Source organism: Microbacterium sp. ISL-103 (assembly GCF_018613995.1).
GTDB lineage: Bacteria > Actinomycetota > Actinomycetes > Actinomycetales > Microbacteriaceae > Microbacterium.
Genome location: NZ_JAGGPD010000254.1, coordinates 1 through 15,456 on the forward strand (window position 1 = coordinate 1; position 15,456 = coordinate 15,456).

The following is a 15,456-nucleotide window of genomic DNA, read 5'->3' on the forward strand; positions in this document are numbered from 1 at the left end:
AAGCTCGAGGTGCAGTCGCTTCGCACCGTTCGCCGCCGCCTGTTGAACTGTCTGCCCGACCCGCGTGGAGCCGGTGAAGGACAGCATGTCGGTAGCGGGGTGCGCGAGCAGGGCGGCGCCGGTTTCCTGGCCGCGGCCGGTGACGACGTTCACGACGCCTGGCGGCAGCCCAGCCTCGGAGAGGATCTCCGCGAAGCGAAGGGTCGTCAACGGGGTCAACTCGGACGGCTTCAGCACAATGGTGTTGCCAGCGGCGATGGCAGGCAGGATCTTCCACGCGGCCATCTGCAGCGGGTAGTTCCACGGTGCGATGGCGCCGACGACTCCGACGGGTTCCCGCCGAATCATCGACGTGAGTCCCGGCATGTACTCAGCGGCGGCTTTCCCTTCCAGATGGCGGGCCGCGCCGGCGAAGAACGAGATGTTGTCGCTGGTGCCAGGCACGTCGAACTCGCTGGTGAGGCGGATGGGCTTGCCTGCCTGTCGAGACTCCAGCTCCGCGAGTTCGGTGGAGCTGGTATCGAAGATGCGCGCCGCGGCGGTGAGAACTGCGGCACGTTCGGACGGCAGAGCCCTTCCCCATTCGACGCTCGCTCGACGTGCGGCCGAGACCGCGTCGTTGACATCGGCTGCGTCCGCGCCCGTGAACTCGGCAAGGAGCGTACCGTCCGCCGGATTGGTGACGTGGGTGACGTGGTCTCCCGCGCCATCGCGCCGAACGCCGGCGATGTATTGCATCGGCTGAAAGGTCATGGTCGATCCTCATCGTCGGCAGGGAGGAGGTAGAGCTTGCGAAGTGGAGCGTTGGTTTCCCAGCGCGTGCGCATGCCCTCGGTCAGGCGGCAGATGGTTCCAGGGTGGACCGTGATGTGCCGCAGTTCTTCGTTCTCTTCGGACAGCAGAGTTATCCGGGCTTCCCCGCTGAGCACGAGGAAGACCTCGTCCGCTTCCGTGTCGTACAGGTGACCCGGCTCCATCTCCCACACGTCTCCTTCTCCTCCAGTGCGGAGAGGCAGCACAAGAGAGGAGGTCGAGGCCTCGGACGCGGCACCGATGACGTCAGTCAAGGCGATGGCTGTGAGGTCGATGGGCACGAACGGCTCGAGCGCATGCACTCCGAACGTCACAGTCGGTGGTGGGCTTCGGTCGCGATCTGCGCGAATGCCAGACCAACGGGGCGAAGGTGCTCGATGGGTACCCGGTCGATGGTGTCGGAGGGGTGGAAGAGGTACATCTGTCCTGCCACCAGGCTGACGACCGGGACGCCAGCTTCAGCGAAGTAGTACGCGTCAGAGACGACTTCATCGGATCGGAACTCGTATGGTCCTTCCGCGTCGCCCCCATCGTCGGAGGAGACCGGAGCGAAGATGGTGCGGTCCAGGCCGTGAGCCTCGAACGCTGCTTGCACAACTGGTAGCAGACCGGTCTCGTCCGAGACGTAGACAATGCGCGGTTCGATGTATCCGGTCTCCACGGGTGAGTTGTCGTCGGCGAGCTCGATCTCCTTGCCGACGTGCTCGATGCAGAGGTCGACGAGGATCTTGTCGCCCGCGTTCTCCCGCTCCTCGAGGAAAGCCAGGTGGCCGACATAGTCGGTGAAGTGCGTGTCAGTAGCGGCGAACATCATCGTCTTAGGCCTGGCCTCAATCGGCTGTGCAGCGAAGTACTCCGCGAGTGCGAGCACTTCCGATACTCCAGACGCGTCTTGAACCGCACCAGAGAAGACCGCGTCGTGGTGCGAGTGCACGAGGATCATCTCTGGACTCAGCCCGGGAAGAATGCCGTTGACGTTGAGAGCATCCTTGAGCTCGTACTCGACGTCAACGTCAAGGCGTCCGCGACCGACGCCTCCGCGAGCGGCAATCGATTCGACGACGGAACGACCGTCAGCTCGCGAGATCCAGACGGCCGGCACGGCCATATGGTCGGCGCCGAGAATCTCGCCGTTCTCGGTGTAGTCCTCGTTGTAGTTGTAGCAGTCCATGTAGTTCTGCAGGGCGCCGACGAAACCGGCCGCTCCCCGGGCTTGGGCGGTGAAGTAGTTGCCTGGCCAGTTATTCGGGGAGTAGATGTCGTACTTGTTCCGGGGGATGTCGAGTGTCCCCTCGGGGTCGTATGTGAACGCCCTGGGGTTTCCTTCGAGGAAGGTCGCGGTGGAGGAAGGGTGGAACTCGATGTCGCAGACGACGATCTTTCCGGTCACGTCCACCCCCTCGAAGTCCGCCTCGCGGCCAGCGCCGACGTAGATCACATCCGCGGCCTGGAGGGTTCCGCTTGTGAAGCGCCCGAGGTCAGCCCACCGACCGGTCCCGTTCACCCAGAAACTCTCGACCACCCTGTCGTCGATGCGGAACTCCTGCTGATGAACAGTCGGACAGGGCGTCGGCGCTGTCTCGATGTTCACCTGCAGACCAGCTGAGCGGAAGACGTCGGCGATGTACTCGGCTGACTTGCGTCCTTCGGGCGTACCGGTCTTCCTGTGACCGAGGGATGCAAGATCCGACACCCACTGGTGGATGCGTTCCGCGCTCGGGAAGGCCGCTGTGTTCAAGATCTGAGGGGAAGAGGACGTGGTGCTCACAGTGCTTGCGCTTTCATGGATGGTGCGCTGTCGTGCCGGGTGACGAGTGCGCAGAGTGATGGGCGGAGGCCGATTCTCACAGCGACGGCTTCAGTTGAATAGAGGACAAGTGAAGTGCTCCCTCGAAACGAGTCGCGTCGAGGGAGGGGTGCATGGTGTGCCAGGCGGTAGCCGCCTCGAATCGCGCGGCTGCGTAGATCGCCCGAGAGTCCTCGTAGAGCGGCGCGACGAGCTGCAAACCCACCGGAAGTCCGGTGTCGCTGAAACCAGCGGGTACCGAGATCGCCGGGAGCCCCGCATGGGACGGGGCTTCCGTCAGCCTGTGCAGGTACGGACCGGGATTGGCGATCTTTGTCCCTCCAACGACCTCTTTCCCACCGAGATCCGCGCAGTGCGGGAACGACGTGGTGGGTGTCGTAGGGGTGACGATGAGGTCGTACGACTGGAATGTGCGCGCGAAGGCGTTGTAGATCTGCGTCTTCTCCTCGCGCAGGGCGTAGCTGACGCGTTGCGGCGTGAGGTCTTGTGCGCGGCGTGCGAGTTCCACAATGGAAGGCCAGACATCTCCGGCTGCGCTGAGCTCCCTGACGGCGTCCTCGAACTCGGCCCCCCAGTACGCGAGGAAGTACTCGAACGGGTCTGGAAGGGTGAGTTCGACCGTCTCTACGGTCGCTCCGAGCAGTCGCAGGTCGGCTAGTGCGGCGTCGAAAGCCGCAGCGACCTGTGGGTCGACGGGGCCGTGAGCGGGGTTCGTGGTCGCCGCGATCCTCCATCCGCGCAGGTCCCCGGGTCGGCGAGCGGCGTCGGCGAAAACCTCTCCTCCGGTCGGAATGGTGAATCGGTCGGCCGGATGCCGTCCCGCCGTGGCATCCAACATTAACGCCGCGTCAAGGACGGTCCGAGCGAGCGGTCCCTCTGTGCCGTCAGGGTCGGAGTTGTCTGCGTGGGGGATACGGCCGGTCGAGGGCTTGATGCCCACGACGCCGCAGAGGGACGCCGGAACCCGGATGGAGCCTCCGCCATCGGACCCCCAGCCGAGCGGGACGATCCCTGCCGCGACACTCGCTGCGGCGCCACCGCTGGACCCGCCTGACGCGTGCCCAGGCGCCCATGGTGTTGAAGTGGAGCCGGTCAGCCGGCTCTCCGTGACGCCGAGCATTCCGAACTCTGGAGTCGTGGTCTTACCGATGAGGATCGCCCCGGCATCTTTCAGCCGCGCCCAGGCGAGCGCGTCCGTGTCGGGAACGTGGTTCGCGTAGACCGTGGATCCGTAAGTGGTGCGAACTCCGGCGGTGTCGGTGAGGTCCTTGACAGTGATGGGCACGCCGTACAGTGCCGGGACTTCGTCACCGCGCTGGAATCGCGCTTCAGCTTCGCGCGCCCGGGCACGGGCGAGATCAGCGGTAACGGTGACCATCGAGTTGATGGAGCCGTCAACACTCTCGATGCGGTGCAGCGCCGTCTCCACTGCATCAACCGGAGAGTATTCTCCCGCGCGGTACATCTGGGCGAGGTCACTTGCCGTACGCCAGACTTCACCGACCATAACTGCCTCCTACCCAGGCCGCTCGCGGCCCACACGACAGCGGCGCCTGATTCGACCATCCTGCATCTCGCAAGCCTCTGTGTAAAGACCTTTCCATAAAAAGGATACGCAGGATTGCGGATTCGTTACGTTCACGTTTCCTGCGCTCTGATACGTGGGTTCAGCGCAGCCCGAGGGCGTTAAGGAACTCGTTCATCACCTGCGCCTGCCGCTGCTGCGGCCACGCCTCAGGATGCTCGATGACGCTGAGGGCAAGACCGCCTGTCCACACGCGGGTGAGATCAACCTTCGCCTCCAACTCCTCCTCGGGCACCACGGGGCTCAGCGCTTCGCGAAGGAGGTTGCGCATCGCCGGCTCGACCGCGTCGAAGAAGCGCTGGATGGCGGGTTCGACGTCCTTGTGCACCAGCAGGGCGATGCGTACCTTCTCCTCCCTGATGGATCTCTCATCGGGGAGGAGGAACCAGTCCAGGGTGTGCCGAACCTTGCGCTCCGGGGAATCGATCTGGGCAATCTCCGCGAGGACTTCGTCGGTTTCCCGCATCATCTTGTCGAGGATCCCCTGGACGAGTGCAGGTCGATCCGCGTAGTAGTGCGTCACCAGCCGCATCGACCCGCCGAGTTCGCGAGCCAGGTTGGAGAGCGTCAGCTTGACGAAGCCACCCTCGCTGAGGATCTTCACTGCGGCATCGATGATCTCCGCGGACCGGGCGTTCGCGTCAACGACTCGAGGCATGGCAGTTCTCCGTTCTCACCCGACCACCGTCGAGGTGGGTGGGTCCGACACTGAGGCTATGAAGGGGCACCACCAGATGCAAGCCGGTGTGAGCTGTTGAACACGTGATGTCCGTGACCGACCAGATGGAGACCGCCATCGGGAAGGTGCACTTCCGCTTCGGCGCCGACTGGAACATCCACCTGGACCTCCAGCGCGTCACCGATGAGTTCCCACGAGATCGCGGCCATCCCGTAGGGGGTGTGATGCCTCGCAGACGCGGATGTGATCGTGCCTCCGGGACGCGGAGCGAATCGAATGCGGCGATACCCGGGAGCAGCGGGCGCGATACCGGCGATGGTGCGGTGCATCCAGTCGGTGACGGAGCCGAGAGCAAGGTGATTGAACGACGTCATCGATGCCGTGTTCAGGGTCCCGTCAGGCTGCAGGCTGTCCCAACGTTCCCACGTCGTGGTGGCGCCGTTCGCAATCATGTACAGCCACGAGGGGTTCGCATCATTCTGGAGAAGCCGGTACGCGTCGTCCAGGTGATTGGCCGCCGTGAGCGCGTGCGCGAGGACAGGCGTGCCCGCGAAACCGGTTCCGACGGTCCAATCGGCGTGGCGCACCAGCTGTGCAAGTCGGCCGCCGCCGATACGGGCATGTGCGGCATCCGGCCAGAGGTCGAACGCGGTGGTGAGGGCGTATGCCGGCTGCGTATCGCTCGTCAGATGCCCGTCGTCGAGGATGAAGCGGCGACCGTATGCGCCCTTCACGCGGTCTGAGAGCTCCGAGTAGCGGGATGCATCCTCATCAATGCCCAGCGCCTGAGCCATGGCTGCGAGCCGCCTGGCGGAATGGGCGAAGTACGCGGTGGCGACGAGTTCCTTCTCGGTTAGCGCGGCCGCCGGGTCGTCCGCAGGAGCTGCCGGATCAAGCCAGTCTCCCAGCTGCGCTGTCGCGGTGCAGATCATGCTGTCGCCTGCCGCGCGCTCGACACTATCGACGTGCTTCTTGCCGGTCGGATAGTGGCGTCGGATGAGCTCGAGGTCCGCCGAGCTGTCGTACAGCGCGTCAGGGGTGAGGACAGCGACGTCATTCCACACAGCGGTCGGCCCGGGTTCGAAGAACTCGGTGAGAAGCGGGATGTCCACGAACGGCACCCACAGCGGGATCCATCCCGTCGGCATCTGCTCTGCGGCGACGTCCCTGAGCCAGCCGTCCAAGACTCCGGTGACATCGAACAGGAAGGTGGCGGCGGGCGCGAAGACCTGTACATCTCCGGTCCACCCCAGTCGTTCATCGCGTTGGGGACAGTCGGTGGGGAGGTCGACGATGTTGGAACGCAGTGTCCAGACGGCGCTGTCGTGGAGGGCGTTCAACCGGTCGTCCGAGCACTCGAACCAGCCTCGCCTAGCGATATCGGTGTGCATGACCAGGGAGGTAACGTCCTCCGGAAGTAGTGGGCCAGACCAGCCCGTGATCTCGGCGTATCGATAGCCGTGGACTGTGAAGCGGGGTGACCAGAAGCCGTCAGTGCCGTCGCATGTCAGCTCGTCTGTGGCTCGGGCGTCACGCAGCGGCTCGTACGCGGGTTCGCCGTCGATGAGGATCTCCGAGTGCCGGAGTGTCAGCACGTCTCCGCTCCCGCCTTTGGTGCGGAGACGAATCTTCCCTGAGTGGTTCTGCCCGAAGTCGATGATCCATCGACCGTCGCTGCGGTCGTTGATGCTGACGGGGGGAAGCTCTTGGGTGACTCGAACGGGCGGGCCCGTGGGGGCGACAAGCGTCCCGGAAGGGCTAGGAAGTATGCGGACGGCGCTCCAGGCGCTGTCGTCAAAGGACGGCCCTGACCATCTCGAATCATGGAGTCGCGCGTCGTAGCGTTCACCGTCATAAAGACCGGAGCTGAGTATCGGGCCACCGCCTGCTCGCCAGGTGGCGTCACTCGCGACAACCGTGCGGTTGCCTCGGGAGTCGGTGATCTCCAACTGCGCCTGTGCGCCGAGGCGCTCACCGTAGTTGTTGACGTTCAGGGAACCGAAGCCCAGCTGGCCTCGCCACCAGCCATCGCCAAGCCAGATACCTAGCCCATTGCCACCCGGGCGGATGAGGCCGGTGACGTCAAAGGTGGCATACCGCAGACGGTGCTTGTAGCTGGTCCAGCCCGGGGTGAGTTCTTCGTTGCCGACACGAACGCCATTGATCTCTGCTTCGACGACCCCCATACCCGTGATGTACAGCCTGGCGCTGGCGACGTCGTCCGTGCTGGCAAAACCTGTGCGCACCCGTCCGGGGCGACGCACTTGAGAGGAGTCTTCCTCCCAGTCGGGTCCGATCATGCGGGCGGTCCAGTCCGATGCCTCCAGGAGGCCGGTCTCGACGCACGCCCATTCACTCCATTCACTCCAGCCTTCGAGGCTGAGGACCTGTACACGGGCGCGTACGCCCGTGCGGGATGGGAGCGGGGCGCCCGGCCAGGGCACGAGGGTCTGGTCGCTCCCCTGCGTCTGGTGGGTTTCCTCGGTGTCACTCCCGCCAGGGCTCGTGCGAATGATCTGAACACGGCTTGCAGTCTGACGCCAACCCTGTGGAGCGTTCACGATCTCCCAGGACAGCCGGGGGCTGGCCTCGCCGATTCCGAGCCGATTCGGCTCGTGGTTCTCGAATCGGAGGCGCACGGGGGCAGGGATCATGTGGGAGCTCCTAAAGGATGAGCGGTGTGGCGCATGCAGGGGGGCTCGGCCGCTTTGACGGCCGAGCCCTCCTACCTTGTCAACGGACGGATCGAATTCGCGAGACGGTGATGCTCGCGATCAGGGCGAAGCCAGCTCCGACGAGCCAGAGGGCGACGTAGTTCTCGCCCGTTCCGCCGATGGCGAGCACTAGCGGTGCGGCGAACGGGGCGAGGGAGTTCGGGAGGCTGTTGGCGACGTTGAAGATACCCATGCCGTTCGCTGCACGTGTCTCCTTGTCGGGGAGTACGTCCGTCACGAGAGCGAGGTCCACGGCGAAGTACACTCCGATGGCGATGTTGACGATGACGGTTCCGACCCACAGCCAGAACATGTCGTACGCGAACGCGTGGACGACCATCGCGATGACGAACAAGAAGCTGCCGAGGTAGACACCGCCTTTTCGGCGCCCTGTGCGGTCCGACCACCAGCCGGAGATCTGCGCGGCGACGGCGATGATGACAACGGAGATGATGCCGATGAACAGCTGCAGCGCTAGCGCCTCTCCGAGGTCGGAAGAGAAGCGGGCCATGATGAAGTACAGCTGATAGGTGGCGTAGAACGCGAACATCATCGACATCGTGAATCGACCGAGCCACGCCCATCCAAAGTCAGGGTGCTTCTTCGGGGAGAACCAGAACGATTCAAGCAGGGTGCTCACCTGGAACTTCGTGACCGTCTCTCGATGGATGCGCTTGTCCGGCATGGCTACGGCAAACACGATGACGAACAGCATTCCGATGGTTCCAGGGATCAGGAACAGCAGGACGCTGCTGAGATTCTGCGACACGACGAACTGGGCGACGTAGATGCCGATGAGCGGCACGCACTGCTGCGCGATGCCCACCCATGCGCCGACCTTCGCGCGCTGGTGTTCCGGCACCCAGTCCGGCAAGAAGGCGTTCAGCGCGACGGTGACGGCGGCGTAGAAGAGCTGCGTGACCCACCACAGCAGTGCCGCGGACAGGGTGTCTCCGACGAGTCCGAGGAAGACCAGGGAGATCAGGGTGCCGATGGCTCCAGCGAAGAGCCACGGCCGACGGCGACCCCAGCGCGAGGTGGTGCGGTCGCTGAACATGCCGAAGATCGGGGTGACCAAGACCGCAATCAGTGCACCGACCCCGGTGATCCAGCCGAGGGACGCGGACGCCTCTGCCTGGTCAGTCGAGATCTGACTGATCCGAACTGCGAGCGTCGAGACAACCGGGGTGATGACCGCGAGGTACGCGCCACCGAAAGCAAGGATGAACAGAACGGAGATCAGCGCACTCAAAGGCTTGCGCCCCGGCTCGCTGTCTTGGACACGATTGGCTGTCGTTTTCGTCATGCCAATCTGAGGCTGTGGTTCGGTGTAGGGCTGGGACACAGGCGTGACTCCTCGGGTTAAGGAACGCTCTTCGGGTGAGGGGGAAGGAGCAGCCGTGCTCGACGCGACGTTCTCGCTGTCGCTCCATCTGAGCGTGTTGGAAGTAAGTAGACGCCACCATAATCCATTTGGATAGCAGCGCCACGCTTCGTGTCTATTTCGTGACCAGCTCGCTATGCGCGCACGAGAAAGGGCCCCGAGCGGACGAGAAAGTCGACGCCTCGGGGCCCTCGTGGAGTGCACTGCTGGGGTCAGCGCACAGACTTGATGCGGGTTACCGTCAGCGCGCCGACGACTGCGATGAGGGCGGCAGCGATCCACAACGCGATGTAGTTTTCCCCGCTGCCTCCGATGGCCAAGAGGACGGGCGCAGCCAGCGGTGCGATGATGCCGGGGAGCTGATTGGCCATGGTGAAGATCCCCATCCCGTTCGCTCCGCGGGTGTCTGCTTCCGGGAGTACGTCGGTGACGAGGGCGAGATCTACTGCGAAGTACACGCCGATGGCGACACTCGCGATGACGGAGGCGGCCCAGAGCCAGAACAAGTCATAGGCGAACGCGTGCATCACCATTGCCACCACGAACAGGCCGCTGCCCAGGTAGACGCCGGTCTTCCTTCGGCCTGAGCGGTCTGACCACCATCCTGAGAAGTGGGCTGCGACGGCGATGACGATGACTGAGACAACGCCGATCAACAACTGCAGACTCAGCGCTTCTCCCAGGTCCGGTGCGAACCGAGCCATGATGAAGTAGAGCTGATAGACCGCGTAGAGCTGGAACATGAAGGCCATGAAGAAGCGGCCGACCCACGCCCATGCGAAGTCGGGGTACTTGCGGGGCGAGAACCAGAAGGACTTCAAGAGGTTCAGCGGGTTGATGCGTGAGACGTCCTCACGCTTGATGACCCGGTCCGGCATGGCGAGGGCGAAGATGATGACGAACGCGAACCCTGCAACGCCCGGCACCAGGAACAGCAAGACGTTCGGGAGGTTCTGAGACACCACGATCTGGGCGACGTAGATGCCAATGAGCGGCACACACTGCTGTGCGATGCCAATCCACGCACTCACGCGACCGCGCTGTTCGGCTGGAACCCAGTCGGGCATGAACGCATTCAGGACCATGGTGACAACGGCCGCACCCAGAGAAACCGCCCACCAAGCCAATGCGGCGAAGAACAGGGTGGGCGCGAGCCCCAGAAACACCAGCGCGACGAGCGTGAAGAGCGAGCCACCCCAGAGCCAGGGCCTCCGACGACCCCACCGGACGGTGGTGTTGTCGCTGAGGAAGCCCATGACGGGGCCGACGACCATGGTCACCGCGGCGCCAACTCCCATGATGAGGCCCAGCCACTGCGAAGCGTGTACCTGGTCGGGCGCGAGTTGGCTGATGCGCACCGCGAGTGTGGACGAGACGGGCGTGATCACGGCGAGGTACGCGCCGCCCCAGGCCAGGATGAATAGCACTGCAATCAGTCCACTGACGCGTGCCTTCGGCTCCGCCGTAGTCGTGTGCGAGTCAGCGGGCGGGAACGGGGTCGTTCCCGGGGTGATGTCAACCATGGTCGTGCTCGACTTCCTTGTAGAGCTCTCAGGGCAATAGGTGCGGTCGGCCGCCAACTCGTCATCGGGTCAGCTGGTGATACACGTGCGTGTGGTGCGTACGACCGAGCACCACGATAAGACCCACAGATGCGTTTGTGCAACACTTGATGCATAAAAAGGCGGTCGGGTAATCCCGGCGTCATGAGCCAAGGAGAACACCGATGCCGGAACTCGAATCCCACCTGTCCGAACTCGTGGATCAGTTGCATCTCAGCGACAAGGTTCGCCTCCTCACCGGGGGGACGTTCTGGAGCACCGTCGACCTTCCGAGTATCGGGTTGAGCGCGATGATTCTCTCCGACGGTCCGTCGGGCGTGAGAGGGGAGCACTGGGACGAGCGTGACCCATCCCTGAACCTTCCGAACGGGACCGCCTTGGCAGCATCCTGGGATCCAGGCCTCGCTTCCAGGTACGGAGCGGTGTCCGCTGGCGAGGCCCGTCGAAAGGGCGTACATGTCATCCTCGGGCCGACGATCAACCTTCATCGCTCGCCTCTGGGCGGGCGTGCCTTCGAGTGTTTCAGTGAGGATCCGCTCCTCTCGGGGCGCATGGCGGCCGCCTACGTCGAAGGAGTGCAACGCCACGGCGTCGCGGCAACCCCGAAGCACTATGTCGCGAACGACTTCGAGACGGAACGACTGACCGCGTCCGTGGAAGTGAGTGAGCGCGTACTTCGAGAGCTGTACCTCGCCGCATTCGAGCCGCCCGTGGTTGAGGCCGGCGCATGGGCCGTGATGAGCGCTTATAACCAGGTCAACGGCGTCACGATGACCGAGAACGACCTGCTGGAGACGCCCTTGAACTCAGAGTGGGCGTTCGATGGCGTGGTTGTCAGCGACTGGGGCGCCGTGCGCAGCCTCGACTCCGCGCGCTCCATGCAGGACCTCGTGATGCCGGGGCCCGAGGGGCCGTGGGGACAGGCGTTGGTCCACGCAGTCGAGCAAGGCAGTGTGTCGGAGGCGGATATCGACCGGAAGGTGCGACGTATTCTTCGACTGGCCGCACGGGTGGGCGCGCTGAGCAGTGTCCCCACCTCCCACCAAACGGTTCCGGCCACGGATGGGCACGATTTCGCCCGTGAGACGGAAACGAACGGCATCGTCCTGGTGCAGAATCGCGACATCGACGGCAACTCCGTTCTTCCTCTGGCCAACACCGCGCTGAGGGTAGGCGTCTACGGCCAGAATGCGCGCTTCGCCCGAACTCAAGGCGGCGGCAGTGCGACGGTCCTGCCTGAGAAGGTCGTCTCGCCACTCGAGGCGCTCACCAAGACTCTCGGCGCTGGCCGGGTCGAGTACAGAGCGGGCGCGGGGAACCCGGATAGCCTGCTCGACTTCCCGACAGAACTGACGCGCACCCCGGAAGGTGAGCAAGGGGCTCTCGTGCAGCTTCGAAGAGGCGGCACCGTGATCCACTCGGAGGTACGACGGGCGGGCTCACTGGTGGACCTCGATGCTGGCGCGCCCCTCGAAGAAGCCGACGAGCTCGTGGTGAGTGTCCGCTTGCAGCCTTCTGACCTCCGATGGATGCGAGTCGGATTCGCGACCCTGGGCCGAACGGTCCTACGCGTCGACGGCGAAATTCTGCTCGATGAGACCCTGCTCGGTGAGGGTGAAGAAGTGGGCGCCACCTTCCTGACGCCGCCCATCGCGTCCGCGGTCCTCCCCGACTCTCACCGAGAAGTCCTGCTCGAGTATGTGCACGACCTGCGAAGCCGACCGGCCGATGCGTACTTCGCCTTCTCCTTCGGTTACCACCCGCTGGCGGAGGACGCCGCCGCTCTCCGCGCCGAAGCCGTACACAGCGCTCGCCAAGTGGACGTTGCCGTCGTGGTCGTTGGAACGAGTTCACGTATCGAATCGGAGGGCTTCGACCGGACAACCCTGAGCCTCGCAGACGACCAGGATGCGCTCGTTCGCGCGGTTGCAGCAACCGGAACGCCCACGGTGGTCGTCGTGAACTCTGGTGCTCCAGTCGCTCTGCCGTGGCGGGATGACGTCGCTGCGATCCTCGTCACCTGGTTTGGCGGTGAGGCGTATGGGCAAGCGGTGAGTGACGTCCTCCTCGGTCACGCAGAACCGGGAGGTCGACTCCCGATGACCTGGCCGCACTCGGAAACAGACACCGTTCTCCCGAGCAATGCGCCGGTCGATGGCGTGCTGCCATACGGGGAGGGCCTCCATATTGGTTACCGCGCCTGGATTCGGGCAGGACAGCAGCCAGCGTTCATGTTCGGGCACGGGCTCAGCTATACCTCCTTCGATGTCGCTCTCGACGGATCGATCCGGGAAGAGGCCGGCGATGTCGTCATTCCGGTCCGCGTGACGAACACGGGTTCCCGACGTGGCAAGCACGTCGTTCAGGTGTACCTGTCGCGGGATGTCTCAACGGTCGAGCGACCGTCCCAGTGGCTGGCGGGGTTCGAGTCTGTCTGGCTCGACCCTCTCGCCAGCATGGTCGCGGAGATCCGTCTCCCTCGACGCGCATTCGGGCATTGGGATCCGGAAGTTGGGTCCTGGGTTGTCGAGCCCGGGCAGTTCGATGTGCTCGTCGCTCGTTCCGCCGGCCTGATCGACGCCCGCTCGGCCATCGTCGTGGCTTGACCACACGGATCCCGCCGGTCGCCGCAGCGCAGTGCGAGCCCTTGCGATAGGGCTCGCACTGCCACGATGCACGGTCCTAGCCGAAGTGCGTGACGAGAGCCTGGTGAACCAGCGGGTGGTCCAGTGTGGAGTTGTGGTCGCCAGGAACCACCAGCAGTCTCGAATTGGTGATGGAGCGGGCGAGCACCTCGGGCCGGTCCGCGAGGAAGTCGTCGGCTCCTGCAATGACCAGAGGCTGTTGGACGATAGCGGCCGTATCGATGCCGTCGACCTGGAGCGATTCTGCCAAGGCCGCCAACGCGAGCACGTCCAGTCCCATCTGGGCAGCTCCGTCGCGCCAAGCCGCCAGTTCTGGTGCTTCGCTGTCGTCTCCGTCGGAGCGGAAGACGGCTGCGAGGAGATCTGTCTCGAGGACCCGGGTGTCCAGTCCGCCAACCTCGACGATCCCGGAGCCGACGCCCCCGACTGCGGCTTGACGGATCAGGGTGGAAGACAAGGATGCCGCGAGCAGGGTCGCCACTGCGCCCATCGAGTACCCGAGAACGTCGACACGTCCGCCAAGGTGATGCCCGAGCTCAATGAGATCCATCGCGAGACGGCGCTCACCGTATGCCTCAGGAATGTGGGGGCTCTCGGATCGGCCGTGCCCGCGTGGGTCGAGGATGATGATGGGTCGGCCCAGGACGGCGAGCGCGTCGACGATTCCTCGGTTCACCCATTCTGCGTCTGCCGTCGTCGCGAAGCCGTGGTGGAGGATCAGCGGCACTCCTACGCCGTCGGCGACTCGATAGGTCAAGCGCAGGGAGTCGCTGCAGATAAAGGTCTCGTCATGCAAGGGCGTCTTCGTGGTCATGTCATCGCATCCAATCGTTATCCATGTGGATAATAACGTGGCGCAACTCAGAGGTGTATTCGTTGGGAATCCGACTGAGGGCAGTCGGACTCCCGACGGCGGAGTCACGCCACGCGATAGGCGGTGTATCGGACGGAGGAATGCTCGCGCACGCACGAGGCGACGAGGAGGGTGTCCTGCAGGTACGTGAGGCCGGGCGACGACGTTTCCACTGTCACAGACGTGCGGAAGTAGTACTCCATTGGAGAAACTTCCTCACCGCGCCCGAGCGCCGCGAGAACACTCGGCGCCCCGGACCTGACCCCGTTGACTTGAAGATAGAGGTGTTCGCCCTGTGCGGTGCGTGCGGAGTATCGACCGTCGATTTCTATTGCCCCGTCCGCGCGCAAGCGTTGCCAGTCGGCTCCTCCTGGAAGAATCTGAGCATCCACGGCACCCGTGATCGTGCCTCCCAGTATGGGTACGATTCGGCGGTGTCCAACACGGGTGACCCCGAGGTCATGGGGACTGCCGAGTTCGACCACAACGTCGAACAGCGGTGCGAGCTGTGGGACAGCGGGTGCCATTGTCATGCGGTGCGCCTCTCCTCATTCTTCGGTGCCGCGGCGATGGCCTGGCGGAGCTTCTCCAGAACGGGAATCGCATCCTCCAGGATCTGCTCCTCGGCGGCGGAGAGCGTGAGTGCGACGGCATCCGCGACGATCTCCGCGCTAGTGGCATCGAAAGTCATGAACGCGGTAATCGCCTTCTCCGACGGCACGACCTGGACCTCCCTCTTGTCGGTGCCGCCCGAAGATCGGCTGACCAGTCCCGCGCGCTCCATCCGCGCGAGGAGGTTGCTCACGGTCGAGCGCCCCACCCCCAGATAGGTGGCGACATCGCTCGGCGATGAACGCTCGCGGGCCAGCAGCGCCCGCATCACCTCGACCTGGGAATCCGGGATGTCGGGAAGCCCCTCCGCCTGACGCGTTGCGGCGAGAAGGGCGCGACGCAGAGGCGAGATGACGGCCGCTAGACGGCGCGCGTCGACAGTCATCAGCGAACCCGCGCGTTCAGAGAGGAACGGGCGTTCAACGCGTCGGGGTGGAATCCGGCGGCGCGCTTGTAGTCGGCGGCGATAGCCACGAGTTCTTCTGTCGGGATGACGTCTGTGATGCTGTCGAAGCCACCTGGGGCGCGCTCCTGCGCGAGCAGCATGACCCGCTCGGGCCCGGTCTGCCTCGTCATCTCGAGCAGACGAGTAGTGGCGGGTCGGCGATCCTGCTCGTAACGCTCGAGGGCTGAGCTGATGCTGTCGGCGGTCGCGAGATGGAATGCGAGCGTGCGCGCGTCTAGGATCGCCTGCGACCCACCATTCGACCCGTTCGGGTACATCGCGTGCGCAGCGTCCCCGACCAAGGTGGTTGCTCCGAACATCCATTGCGGAAGCGGGTCGCGGTCCACCATCGGGTAC

13 protein-coding genes are annotated in these 15,456 nt (G+C 64.4%); 1 reads left to right on the top strand and 12 read right to left on the bottom strand.

Annotated elements, in window-relative coordinates:
• From J7E68_RS10135 to J7E68_RS10170, 8 genes are all read right to left on the bottom strand, one after another.
• Positions 1–753 (bottom strand): aldehyde dehydrogenase family protein (locus J7E68_RS10135; protein ID WP_251048861.1); only part of this gene is annotated, 753 nt, incomplete at its 3' end.
• Positions 750–1,127: a cupin domain-containing protein gene (locus J7E68_RS20305; RefSeq protein WP_215172223.1), complete on the bottom strand. Its 378-nt coding sequence runs from the start codon at positions 1,125–1,127 to the stop codon at positions 750–752. The genes J7E68_RS20305 and J7E68_RS10135, both read right to left, overlap by 4 nt.
• Complete coding sequence (locus tag J7E68_RS10145; protein ID WP_215172225.1) at positions 1,124–2,404, bottom strand: M28 family peptidase; 1,281 nt, start codon at positions 2,402–2,404, stop codon at positions 1,124–1,126. The genes J7E68_RS20305 and J7E68_RS10145 overlap by 4 nt, the downstream gene beginning before the upstream one ends.
• Positions 2,405–2,657: 253 nt before the next feature.
• A complete protein-coding gene (locus tag J7E68_RS10150; RefSeq protein ID WP_215172227.1) occupies positions 2,658–4,127 on the bottom strand; it encodes an amidase in 1,470 nt (489 codons plus the stop codon).
• Between the two features lie 160 nt (positions 4,128–4,287).
• A complete protein-coding gene (locus tag J7E68_RS10155) occupies positions 4,288–4,863 on the bottom strand; it encodes a TetR/AcrR family transcriptional regulator (RefSeq protein ID WP_251048863.1) in 576 nt (191 codons plus the stop codon).
• A gap of 56 nt (positions 4,864–4,919) precedes the next feature.
• On the bottom strand, positions 4,920–7,184 hold the full coding sequence (locus J7E68_RS10160; protein ID WP_251048864.1) for a glycoside hydrolase family 78 protein: 2,265 nt from the start codon (positions 7,182–7,184) through the stop codon (positions 4,920–4,922).
• A 433-nt stretch (positions 7,185–7,617) separates the two neighbouring features.
• Positions 7,618–8,904: an MFS transporter gene (locus tag J7E68_RS10165; protein ID WP_215172233.1), complete on the bottom strand. Its 1,287-nt coding sequence runs from the start codon at positions 8,902–8,904 to the stop codon at positions 7,618–7,620.
• Between the two features lie 290 nt (positions 8,905–9,194).
• The gene (locus J7E68_RS10170) at positions 9,195–10,505 is read right to left on the bottom strand and encodes an MFS transporter (RefSeq protein WP_215172235.1); all 1,311 of its coding nucleotides are present in this window, start codon (positions 10,503–10,505) and stop codon (positions 9,195–9,197) included.
• A 203-nt stretch (positions 10,506–10,708) separates the two neighbouring features.
• Here J7E68_RS10170 and J7E68_RS10175 point away from each other — a divergent pair, with 203 nt between their 5' ends.
• Entirely contained in the window at positions 10,709–13,150 is a 2,442-nt protein-coding gene (locus J7E68_RS10175; RefSeq protein ID WP_215172237.1) for a glycoside hydrolase family 3 C-terminal domain-containing protein, read from the top strand.
• A gap of 76 nt (positions 13,151–13,226) precedes the next feature.
• On the opposite strand, the gene J7E68_RS10180 is transcribed toward J7E68_RS10175, so the two are convergent.
• The 4 genes from J7E68_RS10180 to J7E68_RS10195 all read right to left on the bottom strand — a co-directional run.
• On the bottom strand, positions 13,227–14,003 hold the full coding sequence (locus tag J7E68_RS10180) for an alpha/beta fold hydrolase (RefSeq protein ID WP_215172239.1): 777 nt from the start codon (positions 14,001–14,003) through the stop codon (positions 13,227–13,229).
• 104 nt (positions 14,004–14,107) lie between these two features.
• Positions 14,108–14,575 (bottom strand): DUF3237 domain-containing protein, encoded by a 468-nt coding sequence (locus J7E68_RS10185; RefSeq protein WP_215172242.1) that lies wholly within the window; start codon positions 14,573–14,575, stop codon positions 14,108–14,110.
• A complete protein-coding gene (locus J7E68_RS10190; RefSeq protein WP_285225160.1) occupies positions 14,572–15,039 on the bottom strand; it encodes a MarR family transcriptional regulator in 468 nt (155 codons plus the stop codon). Before J7E68_RS10190 ends, J7E68_RS10185 begins: the two co-directional genes overlap by 4 nt.
• Positions 15,039–15,456, bottom strand: a 418-nt coding sequence (locus J7E68_RS10195) for an FAD-dependent monooxygenase (protein ID WP_215172246.1), incomplete at its 5' end; no start/stop codon positions are given. The genes J7E68_RS10190 and J7E68_RS10195, both read right to left, overlap by 1 nt.

Coding starts and splice junctions, on each gene's coding strand:
- J7E68_RS10155 (WP_251048863.1), bottom strand. CDS start 4,863: ATGCCTCGAGTCGTTGACGCGAACGCCCGGTCCGCGGAGATCATCGAT.
- J7E68_RS10190 (WP_285225160.1), bottom strand. CDS start 15,039: ATGACTGTCGACGCGCGCCGTCTAGCGGCCGTCATCTCGCCTCTGCGT.
- J7E68_RS10160 (WP_251048864.1), bottom strand. CDS start 7,184: ATGATCGGACCCGACTGGGAGGAAGACTCCTCTCAAGTGCGTCGCCCC.
- J7E68_RS10150 (WP_215172227.1), bottom strand. CDS start 4,127: ATGGTCGGTGAAGTCTGGCGTACGGCAAGTGACCTCGCCCAGATGTAC.
- J7E68_RS10165 (WP_215172233.1), bottom strand. CDS start 8,904: ATGACGAAAACGACAGCCAATCGTGTCCAAGACAGCGAGCCGGGGCGC.
- J7E68_RS10185 (WP_215172242.1), bottom strand. CDS start 14,575: ATGACAATGGCACCCGCTGTCCCACAGCTCGCACCGCTGTTCGACGTT.
- J7E68_RS10175 (WP_215172237.1), top strand. CDS start 10,709: ATGCCGGAACTCGAATCCCACCTGTCCGAACTCGTGGATCAGTTGCAT.
- J7E68_RS10180 (WP_215172239.1), bottom strand. CDS start 14,003: ATGACCACGAAGACGCCCTTGCATGACGAGACCTTTATCTGCAGCGAC.
- J7E68_RS10170 (WP_215172235.1), bottom strand. CDS start 10,505: ATGGTTGACATCACCCCGGGAACGACCCCGTTCCCGCCCGCTGACTCG.